This is a genomic window from Xenorhabdus sp. Sc-CR9 (genome assembly GCF_963897815.1).
Lineage (GTDB): Bacteria > Pseudomonadota > Gammaproteobacteria > Enterobacterales > Enterobacteriaceae > Xenorhabdus.
Genome location: NZ_CAWQTY010000181.1, coordinates 15,013 through 35,309, shown reverse-complemented (window position 1 = coordinate 35,309; position 20,297 = coordinate 15,013). Strand labels below are relative to the sequence as shown.

At 47.3% G+C, this 20,297-nt stretch carries 16 protein-coding genes and 1 pseudogene; 2 read left to right on the top strand and 15 right to left on the bottom strand.

The features are described from left to right. Window positions 1–425 precede the first annotated feature (425 nt). A pseudogene (locus AACQ81_RS12090) lies at window positions 426–761 on the top strand (DUF4056 domain-containing protein); the annotation flags it as partial. A gap of 136 nt (window positions 762–897) precedes the next feature. On the opposite strand, the gene AACQ81_RS12085 reads toward AACQ81_RS12090, so the two are convergent. The 9 genes from AACQ81_RS12085 to AACQ81_RS12045 form a co-directional block, all read right to left on the bottom strand. Beyond that, complete coding sequence (locus tag AACQ81_RS12085; RefSeq protein ID WP_237387426.1) at window positions 898–1,368, bottom strand: MarR family winged helix-turn-helix transcriptional regulator; 471 nt, start codon at window positions 1,366–1,368, stop codon at window positions 898–900. Between the two features lie 91 nt (window positions 1,369–1,459). Further along, entirely contained in the window at window positions 1,460–2,215 is a 756-nt protein-coding gene (locus AACQ81_RS12080; RefSeq protein WP_272903082.1) for a maleate cis-trans isomerase family protein, read from the bottom strand. Further along, entirely contained in the window at window positions 2,212–3,243 is a 1,032-nt protein-coding gene (locus AACQ81_RS12075) for a carbon-nitrogen hydrolase family protein (RefSeq protein WP_237387425.1), read from the bottom strand. Before AACQ81_RS12075 ends, AACQ81_RS12080 begins: the two co-directional genes overlap by 4 nt. Window positions 3,244–3,270: 27 nt before the next feature. Then, complete coding sequence (locus tag AACQ81_RS12070) at window positions 3,271–4,182, bottom strand: fumarylacetoacetate hydrolase family protein (RefSeq protein WP_237387424.1); 912 nt, start codon at window positions 4,180–4,182, stop codon at window positions 3,271–3,273. Between the two features lie 14 nt (window positions 4,183–4,196). After that, window positions 4,197–5,324: a cupin domain-containing protein gene (locus AACQ81_RS12065; protein WP_237387423.1), complete on the bottom strand. Its 1,128-nt coding sequence runs from the start codon at window positions 5,322–5,324 to the stop codon at window positions 4,197–4,199. 48 nt (window positions 5,325–5,372) lie between these two features. After that, window positions 5,373–7,706, bottom strand: a complete 2,334-nt coding sequence (locus tag AACQ81_RS12060; protein WP_237387422.1) for a bifunctional salicylyl-CoA 5-hydroxylase/oxidoreductase — start codon at window positions 7,704–7,706, stop codon at window positions 5,373–5,375. Window positions 7,707–7,795: 89 nt separating this feature from the next. Next, window positions 7,796–8,215 carry an acyl-CoA thioesterase gene (locus AACQ81_RS12055; RefSeq protein ID WP_237387421.1) on the bottom strand — a complete coding sequence of 140 codons (420 nt, stop codon included), beginning with the start codon at window positions 8,213–8,215 and terminating at the stop codon, window positions 7,796–7,798. Window positions 8,216–8,243: 28 nt separating this feature from the next. Then, window positions 8,244–9,848 carry an indolepyruvate oxidoreductase subunit beta family protein gene (locus AACQ81_RS12050; protein WP_237387420.1) on the bottom strand — a complete coding sequence of 535 codons (1,605 nt, stop codon included), beginning with the start codon at window positions 9,846–9,848 and terminating at the stop codon, window positions 8,244–8,246. Window positions 9,849–9,862: 14 nt separating this feature from the next. After that, window positions 9,863–12,061, bottom strand: coding sequence for a thiamine pyrophosphate-dependent enzyme (locus AACQ81_RS12045; protein ID WP_237387419.1), 2,199 nt, complete (start codon window positions 12,059–12,061; stop codon window positions 9,863–9,865). A gap of 315 nt (window positions 12,062–12,376) precedes the next feature. Between AACQ81_RS12045 and AACQ81_RS12040 the strand changes: the two genes are divergently transcribed. Further along, window positions 12,377–13,465 carry an AraC family transcriptional regulator gene (locus tag AACQ81_RS12040; protein WP_237387418.1) on the top strand — a complete coding sequence of 363 codons (1,089 nt, stop codon included), beginning with the start codon at window positions 12,377–12,379 and terminating at the stop codon, window positions 13,463–13,465. Between the two features lie 246 nt (window positions 13,466–13,711). On the opposite strand, the gene AACQ81_RS12035 is transcribed toward AACQ81_RS12040, so the two are convergent. The 6 genes from AACQ81_RS12035 to AACQ81_RS12010 form a co-directional block, all read right to left on the bottom strand. Then, the gene (locus tag AACQ81_RS12035; protein WP_237387417.1) at window positions 13,712–14,611 is read right to left on the bottom strand and encodes a SphA family protein; all 900 of its coding nucleotides are present in this window, start codon (window positions 14,609–14,611) and stop codon (window positions 13,712–13,714) included. A gap of 60 nt (window positions 14,612–14,671) precedes the next feature. Next, a complete protein-coding gene (locus tag AACQ81_RS12030; RefSeq protein ID WP_237387416.1) occupies window positions 14,672–16,273 on the bottom strand; it encodes a phytoene desaturase family protein in 1,602 nt (533 codons plus the stop codon). Then, complete coding sequence (locus tag AACQ81_RS12025; protein ID WP_237387415.1) at window positions 16,270–17,070, bottom strand: cyclase family protein; 801 nt, start codon at window positions 17,068–17,070, stop codon at window positions 16,270–16,272. Before AACQ81_RS12025 ends, AACQ81_RS12030 begins: the two co-directional genes overlap by 4 nt. 62 nt (window positions 17,071–17,132) lie before the next feature. After that, a complete protein-coding gene (locus AACQ81_RS12020; RefSeq protein ID WP_237387414.1) occupies window positions 17,133–17,681 on the bottom strand; it encodes a flavin reductase family protein in 549 nt (182 codons plus the stop codon). Between the two features lie 14 nt (window positions 17,682–17,695). Further along, window positions 17,696–18,940, bottom strand: coding sequence for a styrene monooxygenase/indole monooxygenase family protein (locus AACQ81_RS12015; protein ID WP_237387413.1), 1,245 nt, complete (start codon window positions 18,938–18,940; stop codon window positions 17,696–17,698). Between the two features lie 65 nt (window positions 18,941–19,005). Next, on the bottom strand, window positions 19,006–19,794 hold the full coding sequence (locus AACQ81_RS12010; protein ID WP_237387412.1) for an SDR family oxidoreductase: 789 nt from the start codon (window positions 19,792–19,794) through the stop codon (window positions 19,006–19,008). Window positions 19,795–20,297: the final 503 nt, after the last annotated feature.

The window sequence follows — 20,297 nt, the reverse complement described above, 5'->3', positions numbered from 1 at the left end:
ATGGTCAAGCAATGTGATTGCGGGGCACCAAGCCAAAGAAATAAGCTTAAAAAAGCCAGCTGGTGTGATGATTACCGCGCCCAAGTTTTCTTTGGCTGAATGTTAATCAAAGTATGCTCGTGCCCTGCAAACGTTCCGGAAAGACTTTTAGCGGCGGTTATTTCTACTTGGACAACAACGATAACACCATTGTTGTACAGGATAATTGCGTCAATTGTCATTTATTCAATCAGAAAACCACTAAACACGTTCTGAATTAATTATCCGGTATGATAATTGCTGTGTTTTGATAACAGTCCATATCGGCGTTTCTGGCAGAAAAAACGGTTTTGGATTGATGAATGGTAATTGAACTCAGCAGAGCCGCTTTCAGGCGGCTTCGCCGCGGTTTATCCCCGTGAGTACGGGGAACACATTCTAAGACAGGCACAAAAGAGATGTTTGATAATGTAGATGGCTTATGGTGGAACAGTTATCAACGTATCCCCGAGAAGTTTTTAGTACTGCAACGGAATTATGATACCCAAGACAATCGCTATCCATTAATGCCATCAGGTAAAGAAGACTTTGCTTTGCGTTTATCTCTACCTGAGTGCTATCAGCATTTTTCATTGGATAAGCTGGCTGAGTTCCGCTTATTACCAACCAATAAGATGAGAAATTTGTCTGTTCCAACGCAATATTGGACAATGAAAGATTTCAAAATGCTGGCAGAAAATGCCCGACATGAAGATAAGCAGCAGAAGTTATTGATTAAATAAGTAATACACCTAATTGAAAGATGTATTCCTAAATTCTAATCCCATTATTGATATAATTAATTATCAATAATGGGATTATTTTATATCTAAAGGGGACACAAAAATAAAAATAAAGGTATTTCTTTCAGAATGCTGATTACTTATCCAATCCCCCCAGTACTCTGCGTATCGGTGTATGCCGCTTGATCAGTTCTTGCAGAACCTCTTTCAATAACTGACTTTTGCGGTTACCCAATGGTCCCATCACACTTTTTTCATGAGATTCAGCCTCAGTGAGCAATTCCTTTACTACTTTTTGCCCGGTTTCAGTCAAGCGTACTAATGTAATACGGCGATCACCTCCACCATTGGAAAAACGTGCAATATACCCCTGCGATTCCAGACGCTGTAAAACTCGGGTGATTGTCGGCTGTTTACTAACCGTTTTTTGTGCCAAAAGACTAATGCCGATCGGGCCACTTCCCGCCAGCGTTGATAATACTCGCCACTCCAGCACAGACAGCCCCTTCGCTTCAACAATGTCATGGAATTCAGACGAAACCAACATCCATGCCTGACCAAGCAAGGCCGGCAAGTAATTGTCAACAAACACTTTTGAATCTGGCATAAGTTGAACAACCCTTTTTATCTTAGGAAGTTTTTTGTCTTCCGATTCTAAAAGGTTAATCCGCGAAAAACACGCCCCAACGATTATCTAATCAATATTTTCCTGATAACAGTGAGCCAAATCCCGGAACGTATGTATCCAGCCCAAGCTGTTTCAATATCATGTAGGTTGTCGCAACAGATGAGGAAATAACCGGCAATCCCACACGGTCTTCTATCAGGGATACTGAAGCTAAAGAAGGCATTTGTACGCAAGCAGAAGCCACAATAAGATCCACATTGCTGTTCAATCGCTTGGTAATTTCCAGCGGGGCAAGAGGATCTTGCCGTCCAACGTCAAGATTGTCGGGGATTTCCAAGGAAATACTGTCGATAACTTCAATCCCTTCATTTTCAATATAATCAATAACCAACTGAGTTAAGGGTTTCATATAAGGGGTCAATATGGAGATCCGTTTCGCCCCTAAGGCATGAAGCCCGCCTACCAATGCTCCCGCGCTGGTAACAACGGGAACCGGATAACCATTCTCCAATGCTTTTAAATGGAGGCGTTTTTCAGAAATCCGGTGATAGCCCTTGCCCATGCTCATAATGGCTACCAGACAGGCATAACTCAATATATCCACTGCCGCATCTGACAGTTCGAGTGCACAGCGGTTACTGTCCGCATCCATTGCCGTCAACTCTTCTTTCGTGACTGTTTTCATTCGCATGCGACTGGAATGAAAGGTAAAACGTTCAGGATGAAACGCTTCGCGAGCGCGCAAAATAGCGGGAATTTCTGTTTCCATAGTCGTGTTTGAAGAGGGAACAATCTGGCCTATCCGAAAATAACGCGTCTTGTTCATGAGGGATTCTCCAGTACCGAATCAGTCCCACCTGCCGATACATTCAGATTGTCCTGTCCCAATGGGGGATCTGTAAACCGGATCGCATTCATCGGACGGCGATCGACTTTCAGGTCAAAAATATCAAATCGGTTGTAATGCCCCGTGATATCGTGCATCTGACGCGGCTGAATGCAACGATTCAGATCAATGTCCGCATAAACAATCCCTTCTTTATCTATCAGGGGATTGCCAATGACACGGCCATCTGGCCCAAGAACCCCGGTAAATGCACTATTGGGGCGCGCCAGCAATTCTTCAGCTTCAGGATGGCTGGCACTCATGGCTTCTACTATTTCCTGTGAAATAGTGGAACAGGAAACAATAGTAAAAACTTTACCCTCAAAGCAATGGGCTGCCGCCCGCAAACGGATCGCTTCAGCCATGTCATAATCCGCCGGAGCAACAGGCAGGGAAATATAGCTGGCAACATGTACCAACTCTCCCTGAGATAACAAAGAAAAACGCGCCAGTGTATTGGTATTTTCTCCGCAGGCCAGTACCCCTAATGGGCCGATGCGAGTGTTATGTACCTTTAATGAAGATGCATCGCCGTTTGCCCATGTCAGTTTCTCTGCCCATGTCGGAACCAGTTTGCGGTGACGCCCCAGAATGCACCCTTCGTCAGAAATAGTGACCAGTGTGTTATAGAGTGTCGCGATACCAGTGGGGCTGCGCTCATTTACACCGATCACTACGTTGATATGATAACGGGCAGCTGTTTGTGCGATTTTGTGGATCTCTGGTCCCGGTACTTCAATGGCAGCTTTGCATAATTTTTCAAACCACCGACTGCCCTGCACGGGGTTCATCACCCAGTTCCAATAAGGGTAACCAGAAACAAAGACTTCGGGAAAAGCAATCAGGCTGGCACCATTGCCTGCTGCCTCTTGGATTAACCGACAAACGAGATCGACCGTCGCCTCTGTATTCAGATATATTGGGGCAGCCTGTACCGCAGCGGCCCTGAACTTAGGAAGATTCAGCATATCAGGCTCCTGTTTCCGTTGCTGTCTTTACACGGCAATGACCGGATGGCGCAAACTGCCAATATTCTCAAGATGCGCTTCGACGATATCCCCCGGCCATAGCCATTCTTGCGGGGTACGGCCTGCTCCGACACCATCCGGCGTTCCGGTGGCAATGATATCTCCCGGTTCCAGTACGATGCCCTTGCTAATATCCGCAATCAGTGTATTGACTTTGAACAACATATGACGGGTATTAGAATCCTGTTTAATGACGCCGTTAACTTTCAGGCTCAATGCAAGATCCTGAGGATTGGGGATTTCATCCGCAGTGACAATACAAGGGCCGAAAGGGGCATAGGTGTCTTGCCCCTTAGAGTAGATCCACTGCCCCGCACGGCGACAATCACGGGCGCTCATATCGATAAGCAGGCTATAACCGAAGACATAATTCAGTGCCTCTTCTTCCGGTACGTCTTTGGCGCGGGTTCCCATAATCACTGCCAGCTCCACTTCCCAGTCCAGCTGCTGAGTTATCTCACTGTTATGTTCAATCGCATCACCAGGGCCAATCACCGTAGTTGGTGGTTTAGAGAAAATGACCGGTTCTTTTGGCAGCTCTTTTGCCGTATCAAGCGTCCGGCTGGATTCAGCCACATGTTCAACATAGTTCAGTCCGATGCCAAAAATGTTTTTTCGCGGACGGGGAATGGGAGCCAGAATTTTCACATTCTGCAACGGTAATGCTGTGCCTACCGGCCATACCCCGCTGAACGAATCCAACAAAGCCCTTGTACTGTTCACAGCCAACGGCCCCAAATCGATAAAATCCAGCATATTATTCGGTAATACATTTCCGACATGGGCAGCCAGCTTTTTCAAATCCACCACGTGATTATTCACTATTGCTCCTAATCGTGCGGCAGCCGTCACTTCGGTACGGTAAGTGATTAAACGCATTTCTATCCTCCCACTCATTGATGCCCATCGTTATCAGTCAGGGCCTCTTCACGATACAGTTGCAATGCCTGTATCACAGGTAAGTCGTTGAAGCAGAACAGGCAGGCGTCTTCCGTTTGTGACGTGTTCACATGTTTATGGAAAGCCCATGATGGTACACAGAATATATCCCGTTTCTGCCAGTCAAACCGCTGACCGGCAATGATGGAATATCCCTCTCCTTTTGCCACCTGATACATGAAACTACCGGTATGACGATGCGCTTTGCCAACAAAGCCGGGACGCAATAACTGCATACTGGCACCAAGCGTCGGCATGACATGGCCGCCCGTCATCGGATTGGTGTAGTACATCAGAATGTCATCAAAAGGGGAGCCTTCTGAGGTGCTGGCATAACGCTGCAAGGCTTCATACGTCGGCTCCCACAGATATCGGAACAATGGAGAATAAGGTTGATCCCAGCGAATATTCTGTGGGCGCAGGGCAGGTGCTCCCCACAATGCAACAGAAGAATCCACCGGCTCAGTGACAACTTGGCGCAGGTCAGGATGCACTTTGTAAAAACCGGCCTCCAGAACATTAACCAGCGGTATATCTAAACCATCTTGCCAGATACACTGTGAACCATCAGGTTCAACACCGTGTTCATGCCATGTTCCATTGGGCGTCAAGACAAAATCATTCTCTTCCAGTAACAGTTTCCGCCCATCAACAATAGTGTAAGCGCCACGCCCTTCCATGATAAAACGCAGGGCAGAGGAAGAATGGGCATGGGCAGATGCCGCCTCTCCCGGTCGCATTGTCTGAAGACCGGAATAGAGCAGTCCCACCGAGGTAGTCCACCCTACCTTTCCAGAGTTGTTCAGATAAACCACACGGCGACCCGCTTTTTCCGGTGATACCAAATCAGCAGATTTAATGACGTGTTCACGCAGATCCCGATAACGCCAAAGTACCGGAACCGAGGCGGATTCAGGCTGCCAAGGCTCAATTTTATTAGCGACTGTCCAAAGTGCCCCTGTCTTATGATTTGCCAACTCCTTGTAATACGCTAACAGTTCAGGGGAATCCGCAACATTAGCGCGGCCAATAATGTCTTCTCTGTATTGATCATGGGTTTGATCTTTTTCTTGTTGAGACATAAATATCTCCTGTACGGATAAGTTGAGAATCATTGGAAAATTTGAAACCTATTGGTCATATTTCTGTGCCAATTGACGTTCCAGTTGTTCTTTGCCGTAAAGATAAGGTTTAGGCCAATCGATCTCTGTCCAGCCGTATCTGGCACATTCGTGCTGCAACCAGGCTGCATTGGACAGGAATGGACGTGATAAAGCACAGAGGTCGGCACGGCCTGAGGCAATAATGCCGTTGATTTGATCAGCATCAGTAATCGCACCGACAGCAATAACAGGCACTTTGCCTTCATTGCGGATGCGATCAGCCATAGGGGTTTGGTACATCCGCCCATAAACGGGCTTTTGTTCAATGGAAACTTCACCAGTGGAGCACGCTATAATATCCGCACCCGCTTCATACAAATATCGGGCAATCAATACCGCCTCATCAACGGTAGTTCCTCCTTCGACCCAATCGGTGGCAGAAATACGCACAGATATCGGCAGATGGGCGGGCCAGGCAGCACGTACCGCTTTAAAGACCGCCAGCGGAAAACGGAGACGGTTTTCCAGCGAACCGCCATATTCATCATCACGCTGGTTAGTCAGCGGCGAAATAAAGCCGGAAAGCAAATAACCATGAGCAGCCTGAATTTCCAGCCAGTCAAAGCCCGCCTCGATGGCCCGATATGTTGCCGCCACAAATTGCTCAGTAATTTCACTCATCTGTGCTTTGGTGAGCACCGACGGCACTTGTGAGATCCCGGACAGATAGGGCACAGCCGAAGCCGAAACCAGGGGCCAGTTTTCTTCGGACAAAGGATGATCGGATTGTTCCCATCCCCGTTGGGTTGATCCCCGCCTCCCCGCATGTCCCAGTTGAATACCCACCAAGGCAGTGGTGTGCTGATGGATAAAATCGGTGATCGTCTTCCAGGCCTGCGTTTGTTGATCGTTCCACAAACCCGTGCAAAAAGGGGTGACACGGGCTTGTGGTGAAACCGCCGTCATTTCCGCGATGATCAAACCGGCACCCCCCAATGCTCTGCTACCAAGGTAAACCTGATGAAACCGCCCCGGCATACCATCCACTGCGCTATATAGCAGTGTAGGGGAAACAACAACACGGTTTCTCAGGATCACGTCCCGCACCTTATAAGGTGTCAACAACGGTGGGATCGGCAAAGACAAGTGACCAGACTGTCGGGTAAACCAGCACTCATAATTTTCCAGCCATGCCTTATCTCTTACCCGCAGATTTTCATGGGAAATACGCTGTGAACGTGTCAGCAGCGAATAAGCAAATTGTTCCGGTGAGAGACCTTCGTAGCGCACCACATTTTCAAACCATTCGGTTGAATTACGCGCCGCATTCTGGATTTTCAACACTTCCACACTGCGCAATTTTTGGTAATGGGCTAAACCTGCCGACAAATCCCCTTGATTGTCTTTCAAGCTGTTAGTCAATCCAATTGCATCTTCCAGTGCCAATTTTGTGCCGGAGCCAATGGAAAAGTGGGCGGTATGGGCTGCATCTCCCATTAATACAATGGGAACATTTTTGCCGTGTTCTCCTTCCGGTTTGATCCGATGAATCCAATTAGCACAGATCACCCGTGGGAAACGTATCCAAATCGCAGCACCACGCAAGTGCGACGCATTGGAGATCAGTCTGTAGCCATCCAGCCACGGTGCGAACAGTTTTTCACAATATGCAATGCCCTCTTCCTGTGACATTTTGTCGATACCCGCTGCCAGCCAAGTCTCTTCTGTTGTTTCAACAATAAAGGTCGATAACCCTTCCTGAAATTGATAAGCATGAACTTGAAACCAGCCATATTCGGTTTCTACAAACAGAAATGTAAAAGCATCAAATACCTTGCGGGTTCCCAGCCAGACAAAACGACAATGACGCTGGTCGATATCCGGCTCAAATACTTCGGCATAGCGGCTGCGGATCTGGCTGTTGATTCCATCAGAGGCAATCAACAAATCAACATCATATTTACGGGCGATCTCTTGTTCATCCTCAACTTGAGTCTCGAATACGAGTTCAACTCCAGCTTCCTGACAACGATCTTGCAGGATATTCAGTAATTTTTTACGGCCAATACCAATGAACCCATGACCACTACTGCGATTTAGCGTTCCCCGGAAGTAGATATCAATATCATCCCAATGGCTAAATTCCCCGCCAATCGTTGCGGCTGAAACGGGATCTGCCATATTCAGGTTTTCCAGCGTTGCATCCGAAAACACCACACCCCAGCCAAACGTGTCATACGGGCGATTGCGCTCGATTACCACAACACGGTTATCAGGATTTTGCAATTTCATCAGCAAACCGAAATATAATCCTGCCGGCCCACCACCAACACATACGATGTTCATACTTTTTGTGTCCATGCTTATGCTCCTGTCACAAGTACCAACCACCCGATAGTTTGATTGGGGATAGTTTGATTAGGAATAGTTTGATTGAGACATGAATTCGGTTAAGGGATCTGTTCAGTTAATGCATAATAAAGTTCATCAGGGATCGGGATCGCCTTATGGGTATCCAGTGAAGTCGTGGCATAGGTCTGAATCGCGCTCATTCTCAGCTCTCCGCTCTTGCTGACACAGCGCTGAAGTAGCTTCAGTGATTTCCGACCAATTTGCTCAACATTTAACTCCAGCCAAACCTCATCCCCCATCCTGCTGATCGCCTTAAATTCGGCTTCCACATGAACTGTCGGCAGGCCAAAGCGATATTTTGAGATGTAACTGGCATATCCCATTGGGGTTAATTCATCAAACCAGACCTCGAGTAAGTTGTTGAACATGATGAAATACTGAGGATAAAAGACGATCCCCGCAGGATCACATTCAGAAAACCGAATCTTATGAGGCTGTACAAACTTCAGTAGGCCCATCGCAGACCCCTCCTTAACATACTCATTTTTAATAGAGAGAAAGATGCCGTTGGCACTCGCGTAATTGATTGCCATGTTCATCAGCCAACGCAGCTTCACGCAGTTGCCGGAGGCTGGCGGCAGGCAAATGATTTAAATGATGATCAACAATCTCCATCAGGGTCTGGAAATTGCGCAACCCACGGATATGCGTTTCGCCATATCCCTTGATCAACCGCTGACATTGGGTAATTTCCAGAGCCAACGCCGGATCGCGTTTAGCGGCTACCATAATCCGCTGTAGCCAGCCTTCAATCCGTTCTGTTTCATGCTGAAAACGCAGGGTATGGCGGCGCATCCGGCGCCACTTTGCCAGCGTGTACAGCAACAAATATCCCCGGATTGAACTTGTGGTAATCACACGCCCACAACTGAGTAATTTTGCCAGCATCCGGTTAACAAAATGAGAACGAGACAACCAACGCCCGATACTGGCGGGCAAGGTGTCACACACTTCTTCCATTCTCGGGTGCATAAATTCATTAATTTCTATGAGTTGAGCACGACTCCCCCTCACTTCCTTGCGAACCCGGTTAAACCGATCGGCTCTGATCTTCAGATCAGCCACCCGGATGGTATCTTCATAAGCCATCCACAGGGCCAGATAACGGGCCGTTTCGCACAGTAATCGCTCATCATGCTCTGCTGCCTGATTATTAAGATCCTGCAATCGTTCAAGATACAATTTGGCGTAAGCCGGATCTTGATAATCAATCAAACGCCTGACACCTTCGGTAGCGATATCATGAACACCAGACGGAAGCTGTTGCCGGATACACAGCAAAAGGGCATTCACCGTGTTTTTATAAGAAATGCTTTTATTGGAGCTGTTTTGATAAAGAGGTTGTTCAGGAGAACGGTTATGGCGGTAAGTCAGTACTCTTTTCGGGATATTAGCAGCACTGGTTGCCAATGTTGAACCTGCAATCCCCACCTCCGACTGCGCCCGATTCAACCCCAAGCGAAAGGCTTGCAGGCTGGTTTTTATTCCCACCTTTCCCTTGATGATTGTCTCTTCAAACTGGAAGCAGCTAAATGGCAGAACACCTGTGCCACAAAGTGCACCAAACAATACCGCACTAATAACACTGCCACTCTTCTCTGCCATCAGTGCCATATCAAAACAAACAAAACGCAAAGCAGCCTGTTGAGATTGCCGGATCAACACGCGGCTATCCACCCGGCCATCCCCCATCGCTGATTTTTCTCCCATCGAAAACACTCGATGTGCCGAGGCAATCAATGTAGTGCGATCCGGCGTGACAAAACCGCGCAGGACAGCACGCCCTGCTTCCATCAATTCTGAGGCCAGAACGATATCCACATCACCAACAGTCGGCATCAGAGCCAACACAGGTTCTGCTATTTCAGGATCATCCGAGCCGGGGAATAGTTCAACATAGTAGATCGTTGCTCCAGTTCGCTGTGCCACACCGGGTACAGATGTCGTCTGGGCAAAATAACCATTCTTTTCACCCAGATTGACGATCCAATCAGCCAGTACACCACCGCCTTCTCCTCCCATTGCCAAGATCGCAATTTTGATCGGCTGAATGTTCGGCAGTTTGTTGAATGAATTAACGGGCGATTTCATAAAAAACAGTCCCCTTAAAAGTCATATTTTTCACGCCGTTTAACATCACGACGCTGTAAATAGCCGATAATTCCTTTGCGAATGCGGTAAATCATCCTCTCCCAGAAAGTAGGATTCGTAATAATTCTCACCTTAAAAAAAGAGGGACACAGTATCGCGGCATGAGAGATTTCCCCGCATAATCCGCAGCCCACACAACTATTCAATACCGTCGCTACCGGATCGGGACGCAATGGATCAGGGTTTGGTTTTATCGACAGAGAAGGACAGCCAGACAAACGAATACAAGAGTGATCCCCCGTACAAAGATCAGGGTCGATGCCAAAACGCTCACGGACGATCCGCTGTTTTGCCGCAATAGCCTCCTTGATCTTTTTCTTCTCGCGGCGCTGTTTGTTCAACATACATTCGCTTTGTGCGACCAAGACCTTTGGCCCTTTCTCACCTGTCGTCAGTGCCTCGCGCAAAGTGCAGGTCATTGCTTTTAGATCATAAGTACGCTTGATCGTACGCACCCATTTTACACCGACACCTTTAACCGCTTTTTCTATTTCATGACCTGTACTGCGACCCGGATTCAATGCCGTTGAGGACAGAATATCCTGTCCTCCCGTCGCAGAGGTGTAACTGTTGTCCACGATGATGGTCAGATTATCGCTACAATTAAAAACACTATTGGCAACGCCGCTCGTCAGACCGTTGTGCCAAAATCCGCCATCTCCCATCACTGAAATCGCCCGCTTATTCGCTACCGGGGCACTCAGTGCTGCTGCACTTGCTGCACTCAACCCATACCCCATCGTGGTATTGCCCAAATTGAATGGAGGAAAAATAGCAAACAGGTGACAACCAATATCTGCACTGACATGCTGTGGCCCCAACTCCCGCTCAAGCAGTTTCATCGCCGTAAAAATCGGACGTTCCGGGCAACCAGAGCAAAACCCCGGCGGACGACCATGAACCACATTTTCCAGCAAATCTTTTGATGCCGCATTCACGCCATTTATTTCTTCCTTCTCCTCAGTCAGCAAACTGACCGCAGGAATGCGTACCTGATATGCTGCTACCGGAATTTCAGCGTCAATCTTGTGGTAACGTTCAAGGAAAGCACGGAGTCCCGCCAACACAGTTGCCGTATCGTATTCCCCTGCCATTGGCAACAAATCCTTGCCGTGCAAATGGGCGGTTATGCCACGTTGACGCAGAATATTGGCAACGTTTTGTTCCACAAAGTTAGGCTGGCCTTCTTCCAACACTAAAACCGCCTGTTTGCCATGACAAAAACGCTCAAATTCCTCTTCAACCAGCGGGTAAGCCACATTCATGACATACAGCGGAATTTGGCTTTTGCCAAAAACATCCGCCAATCCGAGCAAATTCAAGGCTCGTATCACGGTGTTATAGCATCCGCCTTGCAGTGCAATACCAATATCATCAGCACCTTCAGCAAAAAACTCATTTAATTCGCGCTCCTGAATAAAACGTACAGCAGCAGGCCAGCGATCTTGAATTTTCTCTTTTTCATGCAGAAAACAGGCAGGCGGCAAAACAATGCGATTAAGATTACGCACCGGATTTTTCAGGGCATCTTTGATCATGAATGTAGTCGCGCGATTATCCTCACAAACAAACCGTCCATGCACATGACAAGCACGAATGCGCATTTGTAACATGACAGGTGTGTGGCTGGCTTCCGACAGCTCAAATCCCGTTTTCACCGCCCGCACAATCGAAGGCAGATTGGGGCGCGGATCGAACAACCAGATCTGCGATTTCATCGCAAAGGCATGGCTACGCTCCTGCATAATGGAGGAACCTTCACCATAATCTTCCCCGACAATAATCAACGCACCACCAAGGACGCCACCAGATGCCAGATTTGCCAGCGCATCCGAGGCAACATTGGTGCCGACAGTCGCCTTGAATGTCACGGCACCACGCAAGGGATAGTTAACAGAGGCGGCGAGCGTAGCGGCGGCAGTAGCTTCACTGGCACTGTTTTCAAAACGGATACCATATTCGGACAGAACATCCTGTGCATCCGCCAGTACATCCACCAAATGTGAAATCGGCGCTCCCTGATAACCGGCAACATACGCAACGCCAGATTCCAACAGCGCTTTTGTCACAGCAAGTATTCCTTCGCCACTGAAAACGTCACCTTGACCCAAACGTAATTTTTTCACTTCTTCGACAAATGATCGTTCAGCCATGCCCACCTCATCGTGTCAACCTGATATCTCTTAGTGACATTGATGTAATGCAAGTATGAATTAATGGTCAATGCATGATTTGTCATGTACTTGTTATTTATGCAGTGTCCGGATAAAGCCTGCATCAGATGGACAAATTATCAATAAAATCCGGCAAAACAGGCTTTACTTGAGAGAGATGAATATCATTGGCAGTAAATAATGCCTTTTATGAACATATGCATAATCATATATATTCCATTTAGACAATATATGGATACTGTTAATAACAAAATGAGATAGAGCCAATCAAGTTATTGACTGAAGGTATCTGAAATGACGAGCAATCCGTGGCCTCACTATCGTCCTGAATTAAATAACCGTTCTGAATCAAACAACGCTGAATCACGATATTCCGGTTCAAAATGCACAGATCCTAAATATGCGGTATCGAAAATTACGTCTCACTTCAATTCTTCCGACCATTTACTTTTTTCATCCACTGATCTTGATGAAATTAAATCTATGGTCGGACGGGTCATGCAGCCTCATCAATTAAATATATTGAATGGCTGCCGAAAGCTGGATGCCAAAATGCACTATATCCCGCTCGGGGATTTTTCCATGAGCCGGCTGCGGTATGGTGCCAACGTTGAAATCAATCCGGGTGAATTAACAGACTTTTTTCTTATCCAGATGCCGCTGACAGGCTGCGCACGTATTGAGAGTGGTGATCAGCAACTTGATTCCACCCCGAATATGGCATCCGTTCTCAGCCCGAACCAACACACCTCCATGCGCTGGAACGCGGATAGCGACCAGTTTATGGTCAGAATGTCCCGCTCACTGCTTGAACGAACCCTTGTCGGGATACTGGGGCATCCATTGGATCATCCCCTGATATTTGAATTGGGCTTTGAGTGGCAGCATTGTCAGGCATGGCGCTGTTTAATGCCTTATCTATTAGAATGTTTAACCCAAATACCCGATATCCTGCAATACAAGCTGGTTACCAACCAGCTGGAACAATTGCTTTCCGCCACATTGCTCTCCACACATCAGCATAATTACAGTGAATCCCCCTCTAACCACCGCTCTTCCATACGCCCACGGCATGTACGGCGGGTACAGGAATACCTGCAAGCCCATGCCCACGAATCGGTTACAGTAGAACAACTCGCCCAAATAGCGGGAGTCAGCTTGCGCAGCCTCTATTCCGGCTTCAAAGAATTCTTGAATATCAGCCCGATGCAATATTTACGTGACCTGCGCATGGAGCATGTCCGCACGGAGCTTATGGCAGGAGAAGCCACCAGCGTCACCGGTGTTGCCCTGCGCTGGGGATTCGCCCATATGGGACGATTTAGTGCGGAATATAAAGCCCGCTATGGTGAAACACCGAGCAAGAGTTTGAAACGTGGCTAATCCATGATTTTAGTGTATTACTACTGTGAAACCTTATTTTTATTATTTATTGGATGAATAAGATAATAAAAATAAACGCTGCTCATATTACCGAGCAGCGTCGCTCATTACTCACCATGTTATTTTCCCAGTGAAGCGATATTGTTAATCTCTTCAATTTTCAGCTGTTCAATAATCCGCTATACCCAATGGATTTCAATATGCATCAAGACGAAGGGTGTATATCATTATAAAAATGTATTCATATTAAAAGGGAATCGCCGCTTTTAAGAATACTTGCGAACCCGCCGGACGGTTGTTCACTGCAAAGTCTTTTTGCCATTTCACCGCGACCAGCCAGCCTTTATTGTTGGCATAACGGACAGAAGGGCCAATTCCGAACGCACTTGCTTTACCCTGTGCGGATTTTGGTCCATTGTCATGGGTTATCTGCTGAAAAACATAGCCGCCAACTCCCGCCACCAAACCATTGCCAAATCCCCATCCCAAAGCATAATCCGCATGAAGGGCCTGACCGGAAGTCGTGTTGGTATCTTGATTACGGAAGTTGAAATCATGCATTACTTTTAAATCCACATTAGCGCCATAAGCAGGAAAATAGCTGAACGCCCAGACAGGCTGAACCGTCCAATGATTTTTTCCCAGACTGGAAGGATCATTGCGATTGTAGCTGCCTGTCGGTGCATTGATATCCAACCCAATGACATAACCTGAATCGGGTGTGGAATGATAGCCCAAGGCCGGGCCAAAGGTGATATCGCCTATCCCCTTGCTGTTATTGTGCTTGCCAGCCGCTTCAGTATTCACGTCCAATAACGGTACGATAGTATGGTAGGCCAGCTGCCCGCCAAAAATTTTCTGATCTGTCACCCAAACCAACCTCGGTGCCAACACATTCACGTTAACCTTAAAACCCGGAACGGGGATCTGTTCACCGTTGTTTCCCTTCAGCTTGTTATAGTGAATATTCCCGCCATAAAACAGTGAATGGATGCCTGAAGGCGGTAATACACCTGACAAAAAATTATCCAAGCCATCAGGATAGGAGCCTGTTCCCCCTCCTTCTGTCGCCATGACCGAAGTGCTCGGCAATAACAAGATTGCTGCATAAAAGTACGGCCTGAATTTTATCGCTTTTAACGCCATAATAGTTTCCCTCTCGTTAAGAGATGAATGGACAAAATGAGAAATGCCTGACTAATTTGTTTAACGTTGTGCAAGTTGACGGGCAACAAGATAGCCGGAAATTCCGCCTAATCCGGGTCCCGGATGAGTTGAAGCTCCAATGTGAAATACATTACTGATGTGAGTCTGATGCGCTTTCACACCTTTCGAAGAAGCAAAAGGACGCAACCAGAAAAACTGATCGGGCGAACAAATACCTGAGTAGGGATCACCGCCGACCAAATTATGATTCAATGCCTGTAAATCCGCCGGAGAATAGGCTTTACGCCCGACGATCGAAGATGAAAAACCGGGCATCACATTTTCCAGACGAATCTGCACACGGTCTGCAACCGCTTCACGGACAGTTTCATTCCATTTGCCATCTGCGGGAATTGGAATTTCTCCCAGTGCATCACCTTTCAAATGAACGGGAAGTTCCTGCATCTGAACCCACAAGATCCACCCGCCTTCTGGGGCACGGGAAGGATCAAGGGCTGTCGGCTGCCCGATACCCAGCGTCGGGTGGCTTGGCAGATAACCATTATTAGCTTGTGCTACAGATAGGCATACCTGTTCCATACTCTCCGTTAAATGAACAAGCGGTACATGGCGCAATTCCGGTTCACACCACGGAGGAGGGGCATTCAGGGCAAAATGAATCTGCATTCCCCCCCGCCCGTAGCGATAGCTCCGTGCCCGTTGCATAACAGTCTCAGGAACGTTATCCAGCAGGTGACCATAAAGCTGTCGGGGAGTTACATTGCAAACCACCGCTTCACTTGCATGATAAACCTTTCCTGCCACCGTTACGCCAGTCGCACGAAGCGTTTTTCCTCGCTTTTGGGTGATGATGCGGTCAACTTGCGCATGAGTCATAAGCTGACCACCATTCTGCTCAATAATGGCCCTGAATGCTTCCACTACCCGAATACCGCCGCCTTTCACAACAGGCATTCCTCCCGCAAGCACAGCGGCGAAGGTAAGTTTGCCAATCAAAGCGGAACCGGCATCATCCGGTCCCAATCCCGTATGCAATACCCAAGGCGCAATCAAGGCACAGTTAAAATCGGACTGTAATTCACGTTCAGACCAGCGCCGGAAAGTTTCCAATGAATTACCGGCAAATTCCACCAATCCATCAATGCCGCGTTTTCGCCATTCAGAGAACAGTAACTTAAGTGTTCCTAACCCATAAGGGTTTTGCCCCAACAGGCCAAAGAGCAATCCGGCATCATCATGAAGGATTTGCTGTGCCATGCGTCTCAATGCCGCACCGTCTCCTATAGCGATTTCATCAAATCGTGATGCCGAAGTCAGAATATCCCGCTTTAAGGCAATACCCCTGCCATTCGGTTGTACCAATCCGGTTGAATATTCACTTTGCATGAATTCCACACCTGCCTGTTCCAGTGCAGGTCCCAACACTGAATAAGCGGGACTGCCCAGAAACAGTGGATACCAGCAGGAGAGCACATCATGGATATAGCCCGGAAAAAGCTCTTCTGTGCGAATGCTGCCACCCAGTACATCATTCCGTTCCAGCATCAGGACAGACTTGCCCCATATCGCCAACAAGGCAGCACAGACCAGCGAGTTTATGCCACTGCCCACGATGATAATTTGTGGCTTGGGATCGATCATGGTATCTCTCCCGAAAGAGAATCGACCAGAGCCAGAACACGCAGGGGGCTGCCTGATCCTCCCTCAATCTTGAGAGGTGCTGCAATCAGTACTGCGCCGGTTGGTGGCAGCAAATCGAGATTTTTCAGGCACTGCAAACCATATTTATTCGCTCCGTGCATCAAAGTATGGCAAGGATAAGCCACAGGCCATGCGTAGGATTGACCCGCATCAGTATTGACAGTTTCTACCCCGAATCCCCGAATATCTCGCTCATGGATCAACCATTCTACAGCTTCTTGGTTCGGTCCCGGAGTGTGCGCACCATCATCACGCATGTTGAGAAAGAGAGCCGGATTATCTGCCCGTTTCGACCAATCCGTTCTGAACAGCAGCCATCCTCCCGCAGGAATGCGTCCGTACTGCGCTTCCCACTCCTGTAAAAATTCCACCGTTAATAGCCAATCCGGATCTTGTGCCACCTGTTGGCTGGCATCCACCACCACAGCAGGTGCCACAAAGTTATCCAAAGGGATAGTATCAACGGTGTTATCCCGATGATCTTTACCGCTGACCCAATGTATTGGGGCATCAAAATGTGTTCCTGTATGCTCACCACAACTAAAATTGTTCCAGTACCAGTCAGAGCCATTCTCGTCATACTGAGAAATGCGCTCGACCTTAAACGCCCAGACTTGTCCGAACTGTTCAGGCAATTGTAAGGCCGGAAAATTCGGGGACAGTGTTTGCGTGAGATCAATAATCTTTACTCTCCCCTGATTCAGCGCACTGACAAACGCATTTAATGGACTTTTCATGTATATCTCCTGAGTGTTTTCCCAACAAATAAATGTTCTTACAAAAACAACAGAATAATTTTTTATATTTCGCGCATATCATGCAGTGCAGTAAACATACCACCATGAAAAACCAACGGTTTACCTTCAATACTGGCAATGCGTTTTACTTTACCAATCATCAGTAAATGATCGCCAAGATGCGTTTGCTGATGATTGACACAAACCAGTGTCGCTATCGCTCCCTCAATCGAAGGAACCCCTTCTGGTGTTTCCTGCACGGGAATATCCTGAAATTTGTTTTCAACCCCCGGATTGGCAAAACGCATTGCCAGCTCCTGATGATCGCACCCAAGCATGCTGATGGTGAAATATTCACAGTCCCGAAATACAGTCAGATTAGGAGAATGACTGACCAAACTCCAGAGCACCAGCGGCGGCTCCAGCGAAAGTGAAGCGAATGAATTGATGGTCAGACCTACGTTACGCCCGTCAGCAGTGCGTGTCGCAGCAACCGCAACCCCTGTCGGATAATTTCCCAAAAGCGCACGCAGCGCCCTTGCCCCAAATTCAGTTACCCCCCATTCAGCATTAAACACGGGTATCTGACTGTGCAGTATATTCAGATTCATGGCCATTTCTCCGCTCAGGCACTTGCTTTTTGAATCGTCTGTGACTGGATGTACTCTTCGCAGGCTTGACTATCCTTCCACCATGGGAACAGCACAGGAGGATGGTTGAAAGCATTGGCAATCGTGCTGGCAAGTGCCGGCAGTTGTTGGGCTGCGCCCAGTAAATGCAGGATATGAGGTTCCGGTGGAACAAGCAGGCTGTTTGTCCACTCCACAACGTAATGACCATATTTCCAGAACGTTTCAAACGTATCGTTCATCCACTCTGTCGTAAAAGGCTTATCCCCACGGGCAAGAATGGCTTCGTAATACACTTTGCAGGCTTTGGTGGCATTATTCGAGCCTTGCCCTGTCAGCGGGTCATTCGTGACGACGGTATCCCCCAACCCAAAAATCTGTTTGCCGGAAGGCAGTGTCAATACAGGCTTGCGTACCACCGGAGCGAAACATCCTGCCAAAATGCCATTTGCATCCGTAAGTTCCACTTGCTTACAACGTTCAGCTTCCCACGGTAGGAACGTCTTGAGAATTTGCTTGCTATAGGCCAGATGTTTCTGCGGCGTTCTGGCCTCTCGCCAGCCATCCATGACTCCTCCCGGTATGCCTTCAAAAACCATGATGTCGCAAGGGCCATTTAGCGTCAGGGCGGGAAAAACAAAATATTCACCGACACCCGGAATCAGGTTAAAAGAAACACGGGAATATTCAGGTGTTGGCAGCATTCCATTTACATAAGTCAATGCCAATGCTCGCTGAGGTTTATCATAAGGAGATCGGGAAATATCGCGTTCCAGCAATTTCACGATTTCTCCCTTCCCGCCCGCCAGAATAACCAGTTCGTGACTGTCCGCCAATCGTTCCAATTCAATAAGACCTACATCGTCAATAACCAGATTACCGCCACGGGAAGCAAATTGCTCCATCCAAAATGGCATCTTGATGCGTTGATCGACAGCTTGTGCGTATTTGTCGAGTCGAGCGCTCCACTCAATAACCTTTTCGTCGAAAATTTTGGGATGGGGTACAACAAAACCAATACCTTCAACGGGAGGACACTGTGTTTCCCACGGATTTAATCCTAAATCACGTTCGAATTGCAAAGAAGAATCGAACATACATTGGCTCGACATAACCCGGCCATTGCAGACATCATCAGGGGTGCGATTGGTCACAACAGTCACTTGATAGCCCTTGTCCAGCAGACCAAGGGCCAGAGGCAGTCCGGCTTGACCACCCCCTACGATAGCTATACGACGCATGATATTTCCTCTTGTGTTTTGAATGACGAAACCCAGATGCTGCCGTTATTTCTGTTTCAGCATCCCTATTCCGCCAAACGCGGAATGGCTGGTTTTGCCTGCTCGGGTCCCATGACTGAATAGCCGCCATCAACGGCATAATCCGCCCCAGTCACAAAACTCGCTGAATCTGACAGAAGAAAAGCCACCACCTGTGCGATCTCTTCAGGATCACCCACACGACCAAGCAAATGGTAATCAGCGGCGACTTCATCCGTTTTCTGACGATTGCCCTGAGTCAACTCATCCATGACACGTGACCAGGTCCAACCCGGAGAGACAGAGTTAACGCGAATACGATCAGCAGCGTAATCCATTGCCATGCTGCGGGTGATTTGCAACAGAGCCGCTTTGGAAGCGGGGTATACCCAACGGCCCGTTTGAGCTATAGAAGATGAAATGCTGGTGAAATTAACAATTGCCCCACCTCCTGTAGCAACAAGATAAGGGCGCACAAACTGAGCTGCCCTGAGGGCACTGACCACATTGATATTCAAGGCTGTCAGCCACATTTCACGGCTGGAATCTTCCCCGTCATCCAGATACGTTGACGCAAGATTGACGAGATAATCCAGACGATCATAATAAGCAACGACCTCATTGATTCCCTGAAAAAGTTGCTTATCGTCAGTAATATCAACATGCCAAAAGTGAATGGTTCCAGATTGGCAATTAACAGCTTTCTGCCCGTTTTTCTGATCGATGTCTAAAATCGCGACCTTAACACCATATTCACTCAATACTCTGGCAACAGTTGCACCAATTTTGGTAGCTCCGCCAGTGATAATAGCGACTTTATTATCCAGACCTTTCATGAGTATTCCCCTTTTGTCATATATCGAATGCATAAGCACTGAATGGGTATACAATGGGTATAGGTATGACGTGATGAATCATTATTAGGGATTTATCATTGCGTGGAATATATAAATCTGAATAGCCGCTATATGCAGAAAAGATCCATTTTGTGCAGATATGTGATGAATATTTGAGAGGAAATAATAAATTATCCAAAAAGATAATTCAGAACCCAAAACCAGTAAATTTTTCAATATTCATTCAGATAGGATAATTGATTATATTATGGATAAAATATAAATAAAAAAACAGCAAGGCAGATTCAATACTAAAATGTGATTTACATTGGATTATTGATACCGTATTCCCACCATTATTCATAGAAATAGCACCTAAAAAATAAAATTAACTTTTTGCTTCAAGCTGATATCAAATTGATATATGTTAATATTTATTTTTGATATTGCTCTGTTATATCGTTATTTTGTAAATTAGTTACAAATTTTGTTCTGGTTTAGTA